This window comes from Devosia sp. WQ 349K1, assembly GCF_016595685.1.
Classification (GTDB): Bacteria; Pseudomonadota; Alphaproteobacteria; order Rhizobiales; family Devosiaceae; genus Devosia.
Genome location: NZ_JAENGO010000003.1, coordinates 17,033 through 34,904 on the forward strand (window position 1 = coordinate 17,033; position 17,872 = coordinate 34,904).

11 protein-coding genes and 1 tRNA gene are annotated in these 17,872 nt (G+C 56.1%); 5 read left to right on the forward strand and 7 right to left on the reverse strand.

What is annotated here, in order from left to right; genetic code table 11:
* The first annotated feature begins 387 nt into the window (after positions 1–387).
* The 4 genes from JHL21_RS06260 to JHL21_RS06275 all read left to right on the forward strand — a co-directional run bounded on the left by JHL21_RS06260 (position 388) and on the right by JHL21_RS06275 (position 5,887).
* Positions 388–612: an FAD-binding protein gene (locus JHL21_RS06260; RefSeq protein WP_200212548.1), complete on the forward strand. Its 225-nt coding sequence runs from the start codon at positions 388–390 to the stop codon at positions 610–612.
* A gap of 471 nt (positions 613–1,083) precedes the next feature.
* Entirely contained in the window at positions 1,084–4,176 is a 3,093-nt protein-coding gene (locus JHL21_RS06265) for a hypothetical protein (protein WP_200212550.1), read from the forward strand.
* A 9-nt stretch (positions 4,177–4,185) separates the two neighbouring features.
* Positions 4,186–4,659: a hypothetical protein gene (locus JHL21_RS06270; RefSeq protein WP_200212552.1), complete on the forward strand. Its 474-nt coding sequence runs from the start codon at positions 4,186–4,188 to the stop codon at positions 4,657–4,659.
* A complete protein-coding gene (locus tag JHL21_RS06275; protein WP_254081961.1) occupies positions 4,616–5,887 on the forward strand; it encodes a response regulator in 1,272 nt (423 codons plus the stop codon). The genes JHL21_RS06270 and JHL21_RS06275 overlap by 44 nt, the downstream gene beginning before the upstream one ends.
* Before the next feature lie 662 nt (positions 5,888–6,549).
* Here the strand turns inward: JHL21_RS06275 and JHL21_RS06280 are convergent.
* The 6 genes from JHL21_RS06280 to JHL21_RS06305 all read right to left on the reverse strand — a co-directional run bounded on the left by JHL21_RS06280 (position 6,550) and on the right by JHL21_RS06305 (position 14,415).
* Complete coding sequence (locus JHL21_RS06280; RefSeq protein ID WP_200212556.1) at positions 6,550–8,517, reverse strand: AAA family ATPase; 1,968 nt, start codon at positions 8,515–8,517, stop codon at positions 6,550–6,552.
* Between the two features lie 81 nt (positions 8,518–8,598).
* The gene (locus JHL21_RS06285) at positions 8,599–9,873 is read right to left on the reverse strand and encodes a hypothetical protein (RefSeq protein WP_200212558.1); all 1,275 of its coding nucleotides are present in this window, start codon (positions 9,871–9,873) and stop codon (positions 8,599–8,601) included.
* 370 nt (positions 9,874–10,243) lie between these two features.
* Complete coding sequence (locus tag JHL21_RS06290) at positions 10,244–11,188, reverse strand: hypothetical protein (protein ID WP_200212560.1); 945 nt, start codon at positions 11,186–11,188, stop codon at positions 10,244–10,246.
* Positions 11,189–11,872: 684 nt separating this feature from the next.
* On the reverse strand, positions 11,873–13,552 hold the full coding sequence (locus tag JHL21_RS06295; protein WP_200212562.1) for a DUF6538 domain-containing protein: 1,680 nt from the start codon (positions 13,550–13,552) through the stop codon (positions 11,873–11,875).
* 92 nt (positions 13,553–13,644) lie between these two features.
* Positions 13,645–13,734 (reverse strand) — tRNA-Ser (locus JHL21_RS06300).
* Between the two features lie 240 nt (positions 13,735–13,974).
* Positions 13,975–14,415: a glyoxalase superfamily protein gene (locus JHL21_RS06305; RefSeq protein WP_200212564.1), complete on the reverse strand. Its 441-nt coding sequence runs from the start codon at positions 14,413–14,415 to the stop codon at positions 13,975–13,977.
* Between the two features lie 263 nt (positions 14,416–14,678).
* Between JHL21_RS06305 and JHL21_RS06310 the strand changes: the two genes are divergently transcribed.
* Positions 14,679–15,443 (forward strand): sulfite exporter TauE/SafE family protein, encoded by a 765-nt coding sequence (locus JHL21_RS06310; RefSeq protein ID WP_200212566.1) that lies wholly within the window; start codon positions 14,679–14,681, stop codon positions 15,441–15,443.
* Between the two features lie 268 nt (positions 15,444–15,711).
* Here JHL21_RS06310 and JHL21_RS06315 read toward each other — a convergent pair whose 3' ends face one another.
* Positions 15,712–17,805 (reverse strand): molybdopterin-dependent oxidoreductase, encoded by a 2,094-nt coding sequence (locus JHL21_RS06315; protein WP_200212568.1) that lies wholly within the window; start codon positions 17,803–17,805, stop codon positions 15,712–15,714.
* Positions 17,806–17,872 lie beyond the last annotated feature (67 nt).

Here is a 17,872-nt window from a genome sequence, read left to right on the forward strand (position 1 = left end):
CTTCTAGGGCCCTTTCGAGGGCAATGATGATCACAACATGGTCGCGGTTGTTCTTCTGGGCAGGGAGCTCGAGCGCGGCCGAAACCCGCTCGAGTTTGCCCGGATCATTATCCACCAGGTCGGCAACACGTAAGGTCCGCTCGTCGGTCGTCCGTGGGGATAGGCATCGGCACCACAACACGATCAGGTGCCGCCGGAAAGACCACCAACGGCCAGTTTGTCTATGGGAGGTATTTAACTTGGCTGAAAACGAAGCGCTGGAGCCTCGGCTCTCTCGCCGACATTTCTTGGCAGCCGCAGGCGCCGAGGCTGCAGTGTCTCTGGGGCCAGTGGCGCCCCTCCTGGCCCAGGAAGTCGCTGCAACGAGCGGCTGGAACGACACTACAGATGTTATCATCTGTGGGCTCTGGTGGCGCGGCAAGTGCTGCGGCGATTCTAGCCATCGGCAATGACGCAGAGGTCATTCTGCTCGAAAAGTCCGCCACTTATGGTGGGACAACTGTCAAGTCGGGTGGCGTGTACTACGTCCCGAACAACGCTGCAATGAAAGCCGAAGGCATCGAGTACCCCGAGGATGATGCAATGCGTTTTCTCGCCCGCGGTGCTTATTAACAGCCAGTTCGCTTTCGGCCCTAACCGAGACCTAGGTATCCCGCCGAACCAATGGCTACTTTAGATCATACACCGCCCAAAGCGGACATTCAGCAAACGCCCCCATTGTGGTCATTCTGATATCGTTCAACATTTCCCGAAAGCTGCCGTTGGGCGGGATCCGCTCCACCACGTTTAGGCGCCCCTGTCTCCCAGCCGGTGGTGTGTGGCTGACGATTGTTGGGGGCGTCTAATTCGATGGATCGGCTAGTCCAAACATAGTCAACGCGCTGTCTGTTATGGACGCCTCAGCGTCGTCGCCCGCATTCGTCTTTCACAACCTGAGATACTTGGGGAAAAGATGTGCGCTCTTAGCTCCGCTATGTAGTTACAACGGAGCGCCCTATAAGATGCCGATGCATACTCCAGATTGAATATTGAATATTGAATATTGAATATTGAATATTGAATATTGAGGATTGAAGGCTGAAGATGAAGTCAAAGAAAAATAGCTCGAAACAGAAGGGCCGAACACGGCTGAAGCGCCCTCTGAGCAGCCTACAGGCTCAAATTAGAGCTGACCCATCTTCCTCCAAACTGGTCGCGAAAACTGCGAAGCAGTCGTCTCTAAGGAACCTGATTGATCTTCTTGAATGGTACATTCCGCGGTATCGCATAAAAGACAACTTGGTCTCCCTACGACCGAAGCGACCATCGCAACTGCCTGAATATGTCCAAAGTGCAGATGGTTCCCTAGGGGAGCAGATACGGTGGACCGTCGCGGCGACCAAGCTTCACATAGTGGAAATACTGCAGCACAATAAAAATCTAAATTTTACTAACACCAAAATAGAAGATTATTCATCCAGCCTAGATCAATCTCTTTCTGAAATAGAAAATGAGATGTGGAGCTTCTCGGCGATCTCTCAGCTGCTATTCGCATTCGCTGCAGTGAAAGGGTTAGAAACACAAAGGGCTTGGCTCACATCGAATGGCTACGTATCGACTCCTTCGATCTCAAATCTTATATTGTACAGCAAGGCAATCGCGTGCGAAGTTGATAGGCATCCAACAGATATTCTTGAAATATTGAATATCTCACTATACAATAACCTGCGCAACGAAAAGCTGAATCTCTTTCTATATGCAATAACGTTTAGCCCAATATTGCATAAAATGGTGTACGAACAGCTCGTGCAGATGTACGCCTACTTCCCTGTCGTTGATCAATACGAAGCGCTCATAAACGTAGCGACCTCCTCCATCGACGTTGACGCGCAAAGCATTCTTTCAGTTCATCCCGAAATTCTTGAGCTGATGGAGCAGGCAGGCGACTGGCGGTTTAAACCGGCGCAAAGACTTGTCGGCAATCCACAGAGAGGCGAGATTTCTCTTCCCATTATCCCCCCCTCAGCTTCCAGCTTTTTGAACAGCATTGGTATTGTTGATGCGCCCGCCACAGCTGCCGATCGTACGTACGACATCGCACTCGCGAATGAATTTCTTTTCCAACCACAGAGCCCAAGGGGTTATTTGGCTTCCGCCTTTTACGGGATTAAGACGGCTGAAACGTTAGAAGAAGTACAGGCTGCTATCACCCGCCGCAAGCTTGCAGCTATACATTTCGGGTGTAGCGCTGCCTCCCCTCACCCGGCCATCAAGTTGACATTTGATAGCTTGAGCACTCACCTCGGGCGCTCTGACTCTGCCTTCGAGCAGAGAGAAATTTTCCTCATCAGCAGTCTTTGCGGAATAGAAGAAGGAAGATTGCATGAGGTTCTCCTCATGCTCTATGATTTTACAAACAATGATCCTTTAGGCACATCGTATTTCCCATCTGCTCGTTTACTTCCACTGCTCACTGAAGACACTGTCAGCCACCTCGGGGAGGACCCAAGAGTCGCGGTTGCATTAGCCAGAGTAGCGGTTCATTTGGGCGAGGAAGGTGAGAACCTTGTATATCTAGCAGTCGAGCAATTTCTTACTTCTCGTGGCCTCTTGAAACCCAGCGAGTTGGCCGCGAACGACAGCTCCATTATCGATTTCCTATACGAGGCCTGCACTACAAGTTCACTGAGGCAGTCGCTCGAGTTCACCTCCAAAGAAGAAATGGAGGAAGAGCGCATCCATATTTTGTTCAATTTGGAGCAGGCAAACCCAGAGCGGGAAGATGAATATCTGTCGGAAGTTCATGACATTATTGGGCAGCAGACAATTGATGAACTGCTGAAAAGGTTTCACATTGGCAAAGTGCAGTGCGACGAGGAAGCCCTCTCCAAATGGGCAGCAGCCGATCTTTTGCCGAAGTTTAATAGGCTTAATGACTTTATCGAGGCCGGCCTTCTGCCGGTTGAAAAAAACGCTGATACCGAATTTTTGGCCTACCTAACGTCGGGCAGCGCTGAGAAATTCACGTTTGTCATACCTAGTAATGAATCTTTGGATATCGCGAAAAACATCCTCAGCGAGCTTATACAGAAGTACGCAGTAGATCCTCGTTACGGGGTAGATTCTTATCTTAGCCTGGGCATGCGGCACGGCGCTGTCGCGGAGCATCTGCGCTCACCGTTGCTGGCTGAGAATATTTTGACCCCAAAAGGTCTTACAGAGTACCCAGAAGACTGCTTTTGGAAGGACTATTACCTGCAGGATGGCTCAGACGCGTATGGCAATGCAATCGGAGCCATTCTTGCTAAATTCTCGGAGGCGTTCGACGAGAAGCTCGAGCAGGTCAAGGAAGATTTGCTACATGTACGGAGACCCGACAAGCCGCTAGGATTAGTTGTCTGTGATTGGGCTGAATCGACCGTATTATCTCTATCCTCAAGATTCGCGACAGCATCAACAATTTCAGATTTTCTCCCAGAATTTAGTGCTGTTTTCTGGGCCAATCTAGACAATAATCTAGTAGAATCGCGTAGATATATTGAAGTTGAATTGTCAAAGCAACTCAATGACCTCATCGACAATATGGAAGAGGAAGTGAGGCTAGCTACTGGCAGACCGAGGCTGTCTCCCTTTTCAGACGCGCTGATGCGCGCCCGCCAAGAACTGGCGAACTCGATAAAGGATGTTTCATCGTGGCATAATGTCGCCCGATCAACAGACGTAGAGCCGCTTGGTCTAGTGGATATAATATCCGCTGCGCAAAAGATCGTTACACGCCTTTATCCCGAGTTTCAGCCAAAGGTTCACTTTAGCGGAGATACGCAAGTCTCCCTGACGTACTCCCTCCACATCCTAATTGAGGTTTTCAAAGCACTATTTACAAATGTGTACGATCACTCTGGATGGAAATCTCCGACGATCGAGGTGACTATAACCGTGATTGGCCAAAACGCGCTTGGTGTGGACTTTACAAGTGACTGTGTCGATGTCGATAAGGCTGAGCAGGCCGCTCTAGATAACAACGAAAAGATCCGAACTGGTGAGTATGAAAAAAAGCTGCCCAAAGAAGGGGGATCTGGCCTTGCAAAAGTCGCGAGATCAACCGTGAGAGAAGGGAAGCCCAATACCATCGTAACAGTTGACCGCGAGCGTTCACGCTTCGGTGTGAGTATGATCTTCAATCTGGTAAACTATTAGAGGTCGATCATGCGAGCGTTATTCGTCGAGGACAATCCTAAAAAGCGCGAGCAACTAATCAGCTTCTATGAGGCTGAATTTCCCAGTGACGAAGTAACTCAGGCATCCGCTTTGATTCCGGGTCTCCGGCTAGCACGTGAAATCAGGCCTGAACTTGTAGTCCTAGACATGACATTGCCGAACTATTCTGTTGCGGACAGCAAGGGCTCTCCGGTTGAGCTTTTGCCATTCGCGGGCAAAGAATTTGTTATGAGAATCAATCGGATGAACATCGACGTCAAAGTCATCATCGTCTCGATGTTCGAAACTTTTGGCACGCTACCAAATCTCATTACTTTGAACAGCATAGATGCGGAGCTGCGGAACCGCTTTCCACGTGTCTATATTCGGGCGGTTCACTACAATCCATCGCAGCCTGAGTGGAAAATTGCCATTAGGGATGTCAGGCTGGATCTGGAAAAAATTGAAAATACTTATCGTTGACGACGAAAACAGCAAAGTCGTGGAAATATTCTCTGTCCTCTCTAATTCGGGAATCATCAGAGAAGATATTGTGGTGGTTACCACGGGATCGGCGGCCCTTAAGGAGCTGAGGAACGAATATTTTGATCTTCTGATTGTTGATATGTATCTGCCAAATCGTATTGGAGAGGCGCCCAGTATGTCAGGCGGTGTCGAGCTGTTGAAGCGCATCCGTCGGGGAGGAGATGTGACTCCGCCGGAGTACATTTTCGGTCTCACATCAAACTTAGAAGCGATGGAGATTTCCAAGGAAGAGTTCGCGGCCCAATCTTGGCAACTGGAGGAGGTCAGCGCGGTAAAGACAGGTTGGAAGCTAAAACTAATGGAGAAGCTTCGCTATCTAAAGGCAAGAGAAGAATATCATCTGCTTGAGGCTGGCAAGGCGTCCGAGCAGAAATCTGTGAAGTATGATCTACTTTTGGTCTGCGCCTTGCAGGAACCAGAATTGTCGGCATTGCTTAAGGTGTCCAACGGCGAATGGTCGGTTGTCTCCTTTCCCGGCGATCCCCACTTGTATTGGCATGCGGATCTAAATTCTGGCGCAACGACTATACGCGCAATCGCACTTTGCCTACCTCAAATGGGACTGGTGGCAGCTGGAGTAAGCGTTTCCAAGGCAGTGACGTTATTCAAACCTAGAGTCGTTGCTATGTCCGGCATTTGTGCTGGCCGAAAAGGCGACTGCAAGCTCGGTGATGCAATAGGGGTCAACCTGACATGGGATTATGGAAGTGGCAAGTTTACTGAGGTAGATGGATCAGTTGTATTCGAGCCTGCCCCTTTCCAAGCGCCGGCCACTGCGCGTGTGGTTGGTGTCTTGACCGAAATCCGCGCAGACGCCACGGAAATCGGCAATATTTACAGGGACAGCCCAGGTTATCGGCCCGCTTCTGTGCCAGAGTTTCATGTGGCCCCCATGGGATCCGGAGCCGCAGTTCAGAATCACAAGGAGTTCTTCTCGGGTGTGGTAACGCAACAACGTAAGATTCTGGGCGTTGATATGGAGGCGTTCGCGGTTGCTTGGGCAGCGCATGAGGCGCTCGAACCTCAGCCCCACTGGCTCGTGATCAAATCCGTCGTAGATTTTGCTGACGGCACGAAAGACAGCGAGATACAGGGTTTCGGTTCCTATTTTAGCGCTCGACTGCTTATACTTGCAATCGAGAAACTATTTGCGCAAAAACTTTGATCGCGAAGCGGGCTGCGGATCGTGGAAATGGTGCTCAGCCCCGGGATGCGCATTCAAATCTACCCATCGGCCCAGCGCAGGTGCTCTGACTAACCTGCGATAGTTCTCATGTAGTACATACGTGAGCGCGACCTAATGATGGGCCCTGGCGAGGGCTATCGCATTTCCGTCATCCTTCGGCGGTCACCGGAGGGTGCAACGTGGCCTGCGGCGAAACGGACTTAGATGGCAGACGACTGCTTTTAGGTACTAGGAGCACAATGGGGCGAGCCGTTTCTGCCCGCGACCGATCTAGCCGACGGACCCTGATGCATGGCCATGTCTGCGTTTGCAGCGTATCGCCCAAAAGCTGTCGGTCCGCTGTCGGCCCCTAATCCGCCGTAAAATGAAATGTCGGACGCTGCGTTAGTTTTAGCTCCACCTGCCCCAGCCGCTTGGCGAGTTCCGCTTCGCGCTCTTGGCTCTGGCGCAATACCAGAGCACGCGCCTCGTCCTCCTGATGGCGTTTACGAGCATGCTGATGGTGATCGAGAGGAGCGCACCCTTGCTCCCATTTGCGATGAGTGTCTCGTGCTCGGGATTGATGCCCCGAGCACGCAGGCACAGTCTCTTCGTAGACCTCCGGTCATAGGCGAAGATGTGGATTGGCTCGGCGTCCGTGATCAAACTCTCCCCGACGGCAGTGACGGTTCCATTTTCCTATCGGCATTCGAATACTCGATAGTTTCGAACGGCTCGTTGATCTCGGTGAGAAGAAGTTCAGAGAGCCGCTCGCCGGTCACCACACGTTCGAGCAGCAGAGCGTCGACAAGCTTGCCGATATCGTCGCGGCGACGGTCGACGATTTCGCAGGCTTGCTCCAGAAGCCGGTCGGTTTCGGCACTGATGCGAGCCCAAAACGTGGTGCCTTGATAATGTCGTAAGTCAGTGTTGCTTGGTGTTGTCAGTGAACCATAGAGCCCGAGCTCAAGCATCGCCGAACGCAGCATGCTGTTGACGGTCTCGAGGTCGTTAGCCGCGCCTGCGTGGGCACCACCACCCAGCACCATGTCGGCCGCGCGCCCAGCCAACATCAGCGTGGCGGTTCGCTCAACCATATCACGGGTCAGCAACGCATGATCTGGCTTGGTATGAACCCAGCCTCCTACGTCGCCGGAGCCGATGATAGAGATTTCCAGCACCGGCACGCCAAGCTCATGGGCGACAATGGCATGGCCTGCCTCGTGCAGCGCAACAGCGCGATCCATCTGCGGCGAACGCAGACTTGGCGGTGCAATTTGGGCGATAAGGTCGCTCAGTGCCAGAGCACGTTTCTGAGCTGCAGCCGTGGCGAAAGCACCCGCGCACCAACTCTCGATTTGAGCTGGGGTAGCTCCGGATGAGAGGCGCGCTAAGATGCAGATGCCCTCAGCCGTAATGCGATCGCCCAACACCTTGCGGAACATAGCCCGACGCTCATCCCCGTCAGGCAGCAGCACGCTGACGCGACGCTCGAGGCGCCCGGGGCGGATGAGGGCAGTGTCTAGCTTCCCGAAATGATTGGTGGCGGCGATCAGAAGCACTGGTCGACCGGATTTGCGCACGCGGTCGATCTCGGTGAGGACGAAGTTGATCACCGGCGTCCACCAAGAGGCGTCATCTCTCCCCATGGTCGCCCTGTTCGGCAGTGCATCGATCTCGTCAATGAGCCCCACGACCGGCCCCGTGTTTAGAGCAAGCTCGTCAAAGAACTTTCTTGCGGCGCGGATGACATCGCCAAGATGGCCACCGGATTCGGCAAACCATGCTCCGACAGAAGAGCTGTGAAATGTCCATCCGGCAGAAACCGCGAGAGCGGCAGCAACCGTGGTCTTGCCGGTTCCCGGCGGGCCCTCGAGGCAAGTATGACGCAAGGCTGCAGCGTCCAGCTCGCCATTGGCCACTTTACCCATCAGATTGACGGTGTCCTGCGCCCAGTCCGCAACAACCTTGGTCAGGGCGAGGTCTTTGAGGGAAACGGCGATGTTGGCGTCCGGCGGCGCCCTCCGCGCAGCAACAGCGCGGCGCAGGTTCGCGAGGCATTCCTGCGGCGAGAGCTTGGGACGGATTGCCGTAGTAAAATCGGTAGTCCCCAAGCCTTCAAGATCAGCTGCCGTGAGGCCATGGACGCGCTTGCCGGTGACCAAAAATATAGTTTTGCGGATGACAGCGACATTAGGCGCACCAACCTCAATGACGGCATCCGCGCCGTTCAAAGCTTCCGGGACAAGGTATCGACCCGGATCTTGGGAGATCAAAATCACGGTGCGGCCAAATTCGAGGCCAGCAAGTTTTGTGCTGTCGCGTGGTTCGGACTTGCCGCCACTCTTGGCCAGGGCGCTGACCGCTTCCACCATCATGCCCTGCCGGAACCGGCGCAGATAGCGCGCGAGTAGCTCTGCACAGGCACTATCCGCCGTTCTGATAAGGATCAGCCGTGGCGGGGATGCCATGAGACGACGCAGGCGCGGTGTGAGGACAGCGTCGAGCATGGTTTCGGCCAAGGCGTCGCTGGTGCGGAGAGGGAGTTTGGTCTCAGGGGAACTGTCGGTTGGGCAGTCATTGTCGTCATCAACCGAGGGCGCACGATTGGCGAGGTTATGAAGGGACATAAAAGGTCTCCCGGGCAGCGGCCAATGGCAGGCCGCGCCACATATAGAAGGGGATGACAGAAGGGTGAGAGGATCGCCGTGTTAGCGAAGGGGGAGCGTCAGCTCCGCATCGGCATCCGCATTGATCGGCCGCCAGCCAGCGCGCCCAAATCCCTTGGACCCGGAGACAAAGTGACTGACGGCGCTGCCCGAAGAGAACATGAGGTCGCGCATCACCACGTAGCACGAATTATCAGCGGCCGGCACGAGCAGGCCTGCGTGCTGCCAAGCTGCACGCTGGAAGGCAGCGGTACTATTGGCTGAGGCGACAGTCTCAAGGCGCACGTCCGAGCCGCGGAGCAGCACCCATGAACCATCTTCGCGCTCGGCCGCCAGAGCGGTGAGCCCGCAGTAATTGAGCTCCAACACCCGACCATCGGGCAGGTCATCGAGACGACGAGGTGCTCCGAGCCTCCCCGTTTCCGTCCGCGGGCCTGCAATTGCCGCGCGCGCTGAGCTTGCCTGAAACATGTAGCCTTCTTGACGCAAGGCCAGCGCCACTTGACCGACAAACAAAGACAACTGGTCGTAGCGCTCCGGTTTAACCACTGCGCCATCGGGCAGGCCGTTGACGACCACGAAGTCAGCATCCGCAGCCACGCGAGCCCACAGAATGCGCTCAAGGGCTTTGCCGTCATTCTCGCTCAGCCGGTCGTCGGCGTCGGTAATGGTGATGATGCGCTCAGGCATACCTTCCGGCATCTGGCGGCCGGCGGCAATCCGGGCTCCGACATTGGAGCCGTAGCCGACGTAAGCGTCGTGGCCGCGTAGCAGGATGTAGACACCGGGGCGCTGCAAATCGGCAGCACGCCCAAAGTCAGCGCGTTTCTTACCCGAACCGACGATGACCTGAGGTCGCAACTGGCCTGCCGTCACCGACGTCAAGCCGACTGGCAGGATGCTGGGTATCGTAGCCGACAGCGTGTCAATGGCGGCGTTATCCCCTCCATTGCACCCAAAGGGACCCGGTGCGCCACCAACACCGCCATGCTCACCGCCGCTCTGGCAACGCACAACAATGCTGTGTGCATCAATGATGCCAGGCGTGATCACCTGAAGAACCTTGCCGGTAATCAGAGCGAAAATCGCTCCGACCGGATCTGCATGCTCTGGCAACGCGGCGATGAGGTCGCCAATGCTGGCCGAGCCAGTGGCATCCACCACCGATAGGATCTGCACCTGAACGCCGGGCGTTACCAGCGGATGGGCAACCAGTCCGGGATGCACGGAAACGGCATCCTTCGGCACAAGATTGTCGATGGCATAGGAATGGGGGTTGCGCGCAGCCGCACGGCCGCTAGAAGTGGCTTTAGCCATGATTTTACTGCCTCCAGCAGTATGTCTGTGGTCAGGTCGACGGCGGGTTTGCAGACCTTCCGTCGGCCGCTCTTTTGCAGAGAGCGGTTCCAACCAATCGTTGCCGGGAATCGGCACCGTTCTGTGAGACTACCGGATCATTGTCGCCGGCGTCTATACTGGATCGCAAACTTGGTTAGTTCCTGCTAACGCTCCGAGAAATTGCCGTCGAACGCGACCTGGCGCTGTCGCAGAGGCCAGATTTCCGGATGAGCCGAAGCTCAAAAACCACCCGCTGGATCCCGCCCCTGTTGTCATTTTCGACAGTTGGCACTGGCGCGATGATCATGGACTGAGTGTCGCGCCATCTATGCCGAGGTATCTGAACGGATCAGAAGCGAGGACCGTAACCAGCATCGGCGACCTTACGTTCCCGGACACGCTGGACCATCTGGGGTGACGGCTTTGCGGTGTTATCGACTTTCCAAGCCTTGCCCTTGGGCGCGTAATGCTTTTGCGCTGTATAGATGCTGACGTGTCCAGCAAAAGCGGCGACCTGCTCATCCGAAGAGGTCGATTTTTTGTTGGCAATCGCCTGATGGCGCGTTGTGTAGAGCGAAAAGACAGGGACCTGAAGGCTCATGCAAGCGCGGCGCAAGCGGCCCCCAAGCCGATCGATGAGCGCGGCCACATCGCCCTTCGCCGCCACTTCAATTTCCGCGATGAGGGTTTTGAGGTTCTGCACTTGCTCGACTGGAAGCCCGGCCAATCCCAGTTCTCGCGTCTCACCGAGGGAGCGGCCGTTGGTCGCCTTGGCACACGGCACGACGAGATAGAATTCCTCAACCTTCGCGCCGTGGTACTCACACGGACGCAGTCCGAATGTGACGTTTTGCACGAGGAGGCGCACGAGCAGGCGATCGTCTTTGCGGCCGCGACGGCGTAGCTTGCTACAAACCAAGCTCAGAACCTGCGTCGGTACTGATTTCGCTTTTTTGGCAGACGTACGTTTTTCGGCATTTTTCGGACGAGGGATAGGCCGGTCCGCCAATCGCCTCCGACACGCCTGCGCTACCTCGACCGTGATACGGCGATATCCTTCGAAGTAGTCAATCGCAAAACTCAGCGCCGCGGCATAATTGCGAATAGTGGCGGGAGCGAATTCTCCATCCGCCGAACAGAAGCAATCCACGATCTCAAAAAGCGTCGCTTCGCGACCAATCGCCTTTCTGGCACGTCGCTTTAGGGTCAACAGACGTTTGCGATACAGCACCTCCGTCGACACCTCGCGTGTTACCTCAAACCCCAGACCGTCAACCCGATTTTCCATGTCCATTTGCCCGTTACTCGTCGGAATTTTCCGTCGAGCCGACACTGCGTCACGGTTTGGCAAGGAACAAATTGGCGACAAGAAAGACGTGTCGGAAACGCGTTGTACGTGCCGGAGAACCCCTTTTAGAACGACAATAGGTGTGTGGGAAAAGTGTTACTTGATGCGGATTTGGTGTTACCAACCGCGCGGCACTACTCCAACGCTTTCGCCAATCGAAGCGGATATTGTCGAACCAAGAGAGTTCTTCGGCGGTTCGGAGCGGAAGGCTATATCGGGCAAAAGCGTTCTTACCGCGAGCCTTACTAGGCGAATTCTCTATTCCCTGAGCAGACGCAATCCAAGATCTCAAACAGCATCATTTCTCGACCAATCGCCGTCCTGGCATGACGCAATAGAGTCATCAGACGTTGCCACACACCGCCTCCGCGCCATACCTCACGCGTCACCTCCCCCAAACCGTCGACCCGACTTTCCATGCCGATTTACCCGTTACTCGTCGGAATTTTCGGTCGAACCGGCACTGCGTCACGGTTGGCACGGACCAAATTTGCGACCAAGAATGAGGTGCCGATAACGCGTCGTGCGTGCCGGAGAACCATTTCTAGAACGACGATAGGTTTGCGGGAAAAGTGTTACTTGATGCGGATTTGGTGTTACCAACCGCGCAGTGCTACTTCGTCATCTTGGCTAATCGAAGCGGATCTTGTCGAACCAGGCGAGCTCTTCGGCGGTTGGGAGCGGAGAGCCATATCGGGCCGAGACGTGTTTACCGCGAGCCTTACTCTGCGCATTGTCGTCACTGCCCTGCCCCTGTTCGTGACCCATAAACAGATTTCGGACAGCAAGTGGGATCCCCGCATCATCACAACGCTTCGCGAAAGTGTGGCGAGCGCTATAGGCGACAATGCGCCGATCCGGCGTTATGCCGCGCACCAATCGGTTCGCACGCTTTGAGAGTGCTGAGGAGCTGTTGCCGTATTGGTCAGCGGTCTCGTCAGGGAAAAGGCGTGCATTGGGTCCATCCTCCTTGCGGCGCCTGGCTATGAGGTCCAGCAGACCATCATTGAGAAGCTCCCGCGCCACCGGAAAGATACGGCGCGCTGAATTGGATTTTAGTTGCAGCTGAGCGCGCCGTAGGGCGTGGTGCTCGTCGCCATCGAAATCAAAATGCAGCAAGTCCACGCACAACCGACCGTGTAACTCACGAAAGTCCGATACGCAGAGCTGCGTGAATTCGTGCAATCGCAGGCCCTGCCGGCACGTGAAACGCGGCCACCAATAGTCTGCGGACATTTTCGGCTTCTTGCTGGTCAGCCGGTAGATTGCGTGTTCGATTTCGGGCGTGAAGGGTAGACGAACTTCGACGTCCAGAAGATCCTCTCCATCCGCCTCTTGTTCGGACTGGACATTGGCAACGGGATTACTCTCGAGGTACCCCTTCCGGATCAGGTAGTCGAATATGCCGCGTATCGTGCTCAGATATTTGGCATCGACAGTTGTGGAGCTGATCGGCGGCAGCGGAAATGCACGCTTGGCGTTCAGAGCGATGGCCTTCACCGGATCATCGGTCTTGAGATGCTTGATAGCATCAACGGGCATTTGGTCGATCAAATCCCGATACCGCAGCATGTCCTCCTTTTTGTACTGAAAGACCGGCTTGTCGCCCATGGTGGCAATAAAGATTTGCAGCTTCGTGCGGATTTCAGCCAGATATTTCGGGGACCTCCGCTTCCTGAGCAGATCTGCAAAATGTCCTTCAATATGCGCTGTTAATGGCTTTTTCGCTTCAGGATGGAGTGTCCCCAGCCGCATCGCTTCCGCAACTGCCAGCGCCAGTGCCTCTGGCGTCTGGTTACTAATGGCCGGCACAGGAGACGCTGCTCGCGCAGAACCCGTTGAGAATGCGAAAGATGAGGGAGCCATATCGGCAGGCTTTTGACCGTCGATCACACACTGCGTGGGAGCCGGTGCAGCCACCGCAGCATCAATGGTGTCGTGCCCGACCTTGCCAACGGACGCCTCATCGTTGATCCCGGCATTCAGGCTGTCGAGAAGCATGCGATATTTGGCGCGCTCTGCCCAGGCCCGGCTGTCGCGGTCAAAGTCGTCCATCACACGGCCCAGGACGACATTCAACGCATCGCGTGCGCCCGGCTTGAGCCCAGCGTCGCGGAGTATCGCGAAAGCCTCTTCAACCAGCAAAACCAGTGTCCACGCTCTTTGCCGGGCCACCCGCTTATTGCACGTACGCAATGACCTGCGGATGTCCGTGTTGCCAAGGCGATCGATCAGGTCAACCGGAACCGAGCGACGGAACCAGTAGACCGGACCTCGCCGGTGAACAAAGGATGAAATGGAACTTGGCAAGGAACAAACACTCCCGTCACTGTGACGGGATGCTGTGACAGAATCCGTATTTTGATTCGGATTCAACTCTAGCAATATCAATGGCTTAGAAGTGGCGGAGAGGAAGGGATTCGAACCCTCGAGACCGTTCCCGATCTGCACCCTTAGCAGGGGTGTGCCTTCGACCACTCGGCCACCTCTCCACACACGGGGAGATACAGGGCTTCGGCGTTGTCTGGCAAGGGATTTATCGCCCCATTTGGGTTTTTCCCCATCGAGTGCCTCGATTGCTGTGTTTTTGGCATTTATGGGCCGATGTTTGGCATTGTGCCGGCATTGTTTAGCCTCCTGCGGGGCAAATCAGTGTCAGTTAGGGGCCAAATTTGGCGTCGCACAGCGACACTTGAGTATTCGCCCCTCCCGGAGCTGGGAGGGGCATTTTATTAGCGGCGGAAGATCTGCATCTGCGGATTGCCATTGCCGCGCTGCGAAATGGAAAATCCGTGCTCGTCGAGCGTTGCGGTCACGCGATGGCGCAGGACCGCGAACATGAAAGTGGGCGTGACATTGACCGGTTCGTCAAATTGGATGGCCACGGTATAGCTCTGCATATTACCAGACATCTGGACGCCGATGATCTGGCCGGAAAAAACCTGCTCCAGATAAAGCCCTTTGACCCGCTCGCCGACCTGATAGGGAGCGATCGCGCGTTCTGGCAGCGCCGCCCGAGCGGTGTTCCAATCGCGGAAGCCATGCTTTTGCGCGATTTGTTCCAAAGCCGCACTGTGGCTGAGCGTCTGCCCCATCCGAGCCAAGCTGTCGCGCAGGTCTTTGGCTTCAGATTTCAGAGTGGTGGCGGTCGGGGTATCAAGTGAATACGACATTTCGGTCTCTCCAATGAGAGGCGACTGTGTTCATGGGAGCCCGCATTGCCATGATGCGCCTTGGGAGTGTTCCGAAGCGGATCGTGTATCACGCTGACTTCACCATAGGCCAAAGGCCCGCGAGCGGCAGGGGCAGCACCCTGTCGCGTAAATGGTGCGACGCCGCGCGGAAGTCAAGAGCAGGTCCAACCGAGGCAAATTGGGGTGGACGGAGGCTGCCAAACCTCTAGTGTTTAGCAAAGCGCCAAGCGCTTGGGGGACTTATGACTGAAATCATTTTGCTGTTGGCCGGTTTTCTCGGCGGTGCCGTGAACTCTCTGGCGGGCGGCGGCTCGTTTATTGTGTTTCCGGCGCTTTTGTTTGTCGGCGTACCGCCGGTTTTAGCCAATGCCTCCAACACTTATGCGGCCCTGCCCGGCTATGCCAGCGGCGTAGCGGGCTATTGGCAGTCCATGAAGATGTATCGGGGGCAAATGCTGTCCTTCGGCATTGTCGCGATCATCGGTGGGTATATCGGCGCGGAACTGCTTCTCGTCGTCAGTGACGCACAGTTTGAGTTGGTCGTGCCTTGGCTGATGAGTTTTGCGGTCGCGCTCTTTGCCTTTGGCAATCAGCTCAACGCCTTTATCAAGGCGCGGTCCAGCGGAACAAGCCGCATGGCAAAGCTCGGCGCGGCGCTAATCCTGCTGCTGATGGGCGGCGTTTGTGTCTACGGGGGCTTCTTTAATGCTGGCCTAGGCATTCTGCTTTTGGCAGCTTTAGCCATGGCCGGGCTGACCAATATTCACGCGATGAATGGGCTAAAACTCTACATCTCGACGCTGGTGGCGCTCGTCGCCGTGATCCGCTTTGCGCTCAATGGCTCGATTGATTGGTATCATGGCTCCATCGCGCTGATTGGCGTCACCACGGGCGGCTATCTCGGCGCGCGTATGGCTCAACACATCCCCGGCCAATGGATCCGCATAGGGGTCATTGTCTATGGGATGTTTATGACGGCGTATTTCTTCTGGGCGGCTTATGGATGAGATTTTGGGGCGCTAGCCCCCCACCCCGGCCCTCCCCTCAAGGGGGACGGAGAAGAAGGAGTTCTCGGCGAAATAGTAAGGCCCCCTCACCCGGCCTCAACACCGTCATTGCCCGACTAGATCGGGCAATCCAGTTCTTTTTGATGCCGGTCTGGATCACCCGATCAAGTCGGGTGATGACGAGGGGGAGAGCGGTGAAACACACGTCGCGCGAGTGAGTCCCCCACCCCGGCCCTCCCCTCAGGGGGGAGGGAGAGGTGGAGGGAGACTACTGAGCTCGCTTCAGCCACACAGCGGCGTCGTGGAAGGGGACACCGCCGAAGGGGGCGGCGGGGATGGCGCTGGTGAGAACGTTGATCCCTTTACCACCACGATGGGATTTGTTGCGGTGCAGACCTTCGGCAATCAGCACCCCCGTTGAAAGCCCGGTGTGGATACGCGCAGTCAGTTCAACCTCGCCACGATCATTGCCAAGAAGGACGGCATCGCCATCGGCAATGCCAAGCCGCTCGGCGTCCTGAGGATGGACGAAGACCGAAGGCTCGCCTTCGCGTTTGAGACTGCCCGGCGTTTGGTTGAACGAGGAATTGAGGAAGGTGCGCGCTGGGCTTGTCGCCAGCTTAAAGGGTAGCGCCTCGGTGACGACTTCGTTCACCGCCCAATGATCGGCGAACTTCGGCATGATGGCGGGATCGCACACCCAACGATAGCCCTTGCGATCGGCGACCTCCTGCCAATTGGGCGCAAACCGGTAGCGTCCGTCTTCCCAATTAAACCCCTTAGCGAAGCGGGCAACATCGTCAGGCCGCTCACGATCGACATAGCCCGTTTCTTCCACCTCTTCCAAAGCCGGATAGCCGGAGCGGGCAAAGGTGTCAGCGACGACTTCCCGATCCTTGGTGAAGAACACCGGATCGGTTTCGCCGAGGCGAATGGCGAGGGCGTTGATCAGCTCGTGGTTCGACCAGCATTCGCCGGGGCGATCCACCACGGCTGGGCCATAGAGCACACGCGTATGGCCGCCACGAGTGTAATAGTCGTTGTGCTCGAGGAACATTGTGGCGGGCAGGACGATGTCCGCCAGTTCAGCGGTTTCAGTCAGAAATTGCTCATGCACGACGAGGAAGAGATCGTCGCGCATAAATCCTTCGCGCACGCGGTTCTGCTCAGGGCAGACCGAGGCGGGATTGGTGTTTTGAACGATCATCGCCCGTACTGGCCCACCGCCCTGCAAGGCGTTCGCGTCGCCCGTCAGGATCGGCCCGACCTCGGACATGTCCAAGGCGCGCGGCGCGCCCTTTTGCAGGAACGTGCCTTCGAGACGCGATTTATCCAGCCCCCAGGTCCCGGAGTTGGAGTGAAACGCGCCACCGCCGCGATATTGCCAAGCGCCGGTCATCGCCGGAATGGAGAGCGCGGCGTGCACCGAGGTCGCGCCATTGCGCTGGCGCGAGAAGCCATAACCGAGGCGGAAGAAGCTTTTCTTGTTCTCACCGACCAAACGGGCAAAGGCTTCGATTTCATCGACACTTAGGCCGGTAATTTCAGACGCCCATTGCGGGGTACGCGCTTGCAGATGTGATTCAAACTCTGGCGAGAAGTCCGTGTATTTACGCATATAATCCCGATCCGCGAGATTATCGCGGAGGAGGATATGCATCGTCGCGACGGCCAGTGCCCCATCGGTCCCCGGACGCAGGATGAGCGCCAGATCGGCCTGATCCATGGTCGTCGTGCGGTAGATATCGATGACCACGATTTTAGCGCCACGGGATTTGCGCGCGCGGGTGGCGTGGGTCATAACGTTGATCTGGGTGTTGACCGCATTGGTACCCCAGATCACCACGCAGTCGCTCTCTGCCATTTGCTCGGGATTGACCCCGCCGAGCAGGCCCGTGCCAGCGATATAGCCCGGCCACGATAGGCCTGTGCAGATGGTGTCATATTGGTGCGAATAGCCACGGGTGGCGCGCAGGCGCTCGATCCCGTCGCGCTGCACATGTCCCATCGTGCCCGCATAGAAATAGGGCCAGATGGCCTCGGCCCCATGCTCGGTTTCGATGGCGAGAAAGCGGGTCGCAATTTCGTCGAGCGCTTCATCCCAAGTGATGCGCTCCCACTGCCCTGCCCCCTTGGGGCCGACACGACGCATCGGATGGGTTAGGCGTTCAGCGTGATGAATACGCTCGGCATAACGCGCCACTTTCTCGCAAATCACACCGGCTGTGTATGGGTCGTCCTTAGCCCCGCGCACGCGTCCCACCTTGCCATCAGGCAAAATATCGACGTCGAGCGCGCAGACCGACGGGCAGTCATGCGGGCATACAGAGCGGATGGTGCGGCTGGGGGCTTGTGCGTTCATAGGCGAAAACTACCCCCAAGGCCTAACCCGAGCAAACGCAGAATTGCGATAGCTCGGATCAATCCCG

Coding starts and splice junctions, on each gene's coding strand:
- JHL21_RS06260 (WP_200212548.1), top strand. CDS start 388: ATGTTATCATCTGTGGGCTCTGGTGGCGCGGCAAGTGCTGCGGCGATT.
- JHL21_RS06265 (WP_200212550.1), top strand. CDS start 1,084: ATGAAGTCAAAGAAAAATAGCTCGAAACAGAAGGGCCGAACACGGCTG.
- JHL21_RS06270 (WP_200212552.1), top strand. CDS start 4,186: ATGCGAGCGTTATTCGTCGAGGACAATCCTAAAAAGCGCGAGCAACTA.
- JHL21_RS06275 (WP_254081961.1), top strand. CDS start 4,616: ATGTCAGGCTGGATCTGGAAAAAATTGAAAATACTTATCGTTGACGAC.
- JHL21_RS06280 (WP_200212556.1), bottom strand. CDS start 8,517: ATGTCCCTTCATAACCTCGCCAATCGTGCGCCCTCGGTTGATGACGAC.
- JHL21_RS06285 (WP_200212558.1), bottom strand. CDS start 9,873: ATGGCTAAAGCCACTTCTAGCGGCCGTGCGGCTGCGCGCAACCCCCAT.
- JHL21_RS06290 (WP_200212560.1), bottom strand. CDS start 11,188: ATGGACATGGAAAATCGGGTTGACGGTCTGGGGTTTGAGGTAACACGC.
- JHL21_RS06305 (WP_200212564.1), bottom strand. CDS start 14,415: ATGTCGTATTCACTTGATACCCCGACCGCCACCACTCTGAAATCTGAA.
- JHL21_RS06310 (WP_200212566.1), top strand. CDS start 14,679: ATGACTGAAATCATTTTGCTGTTGGCCGGTTTTCTCGGCGGTGCCGTG.
- JHL21_RS06315 (WP_200212568.1), bottom strand. CDS start 17,805: ATGAACGCACAAGCCCCCAGCCGCACCATCCGCTCTGTATGCCCGCAT.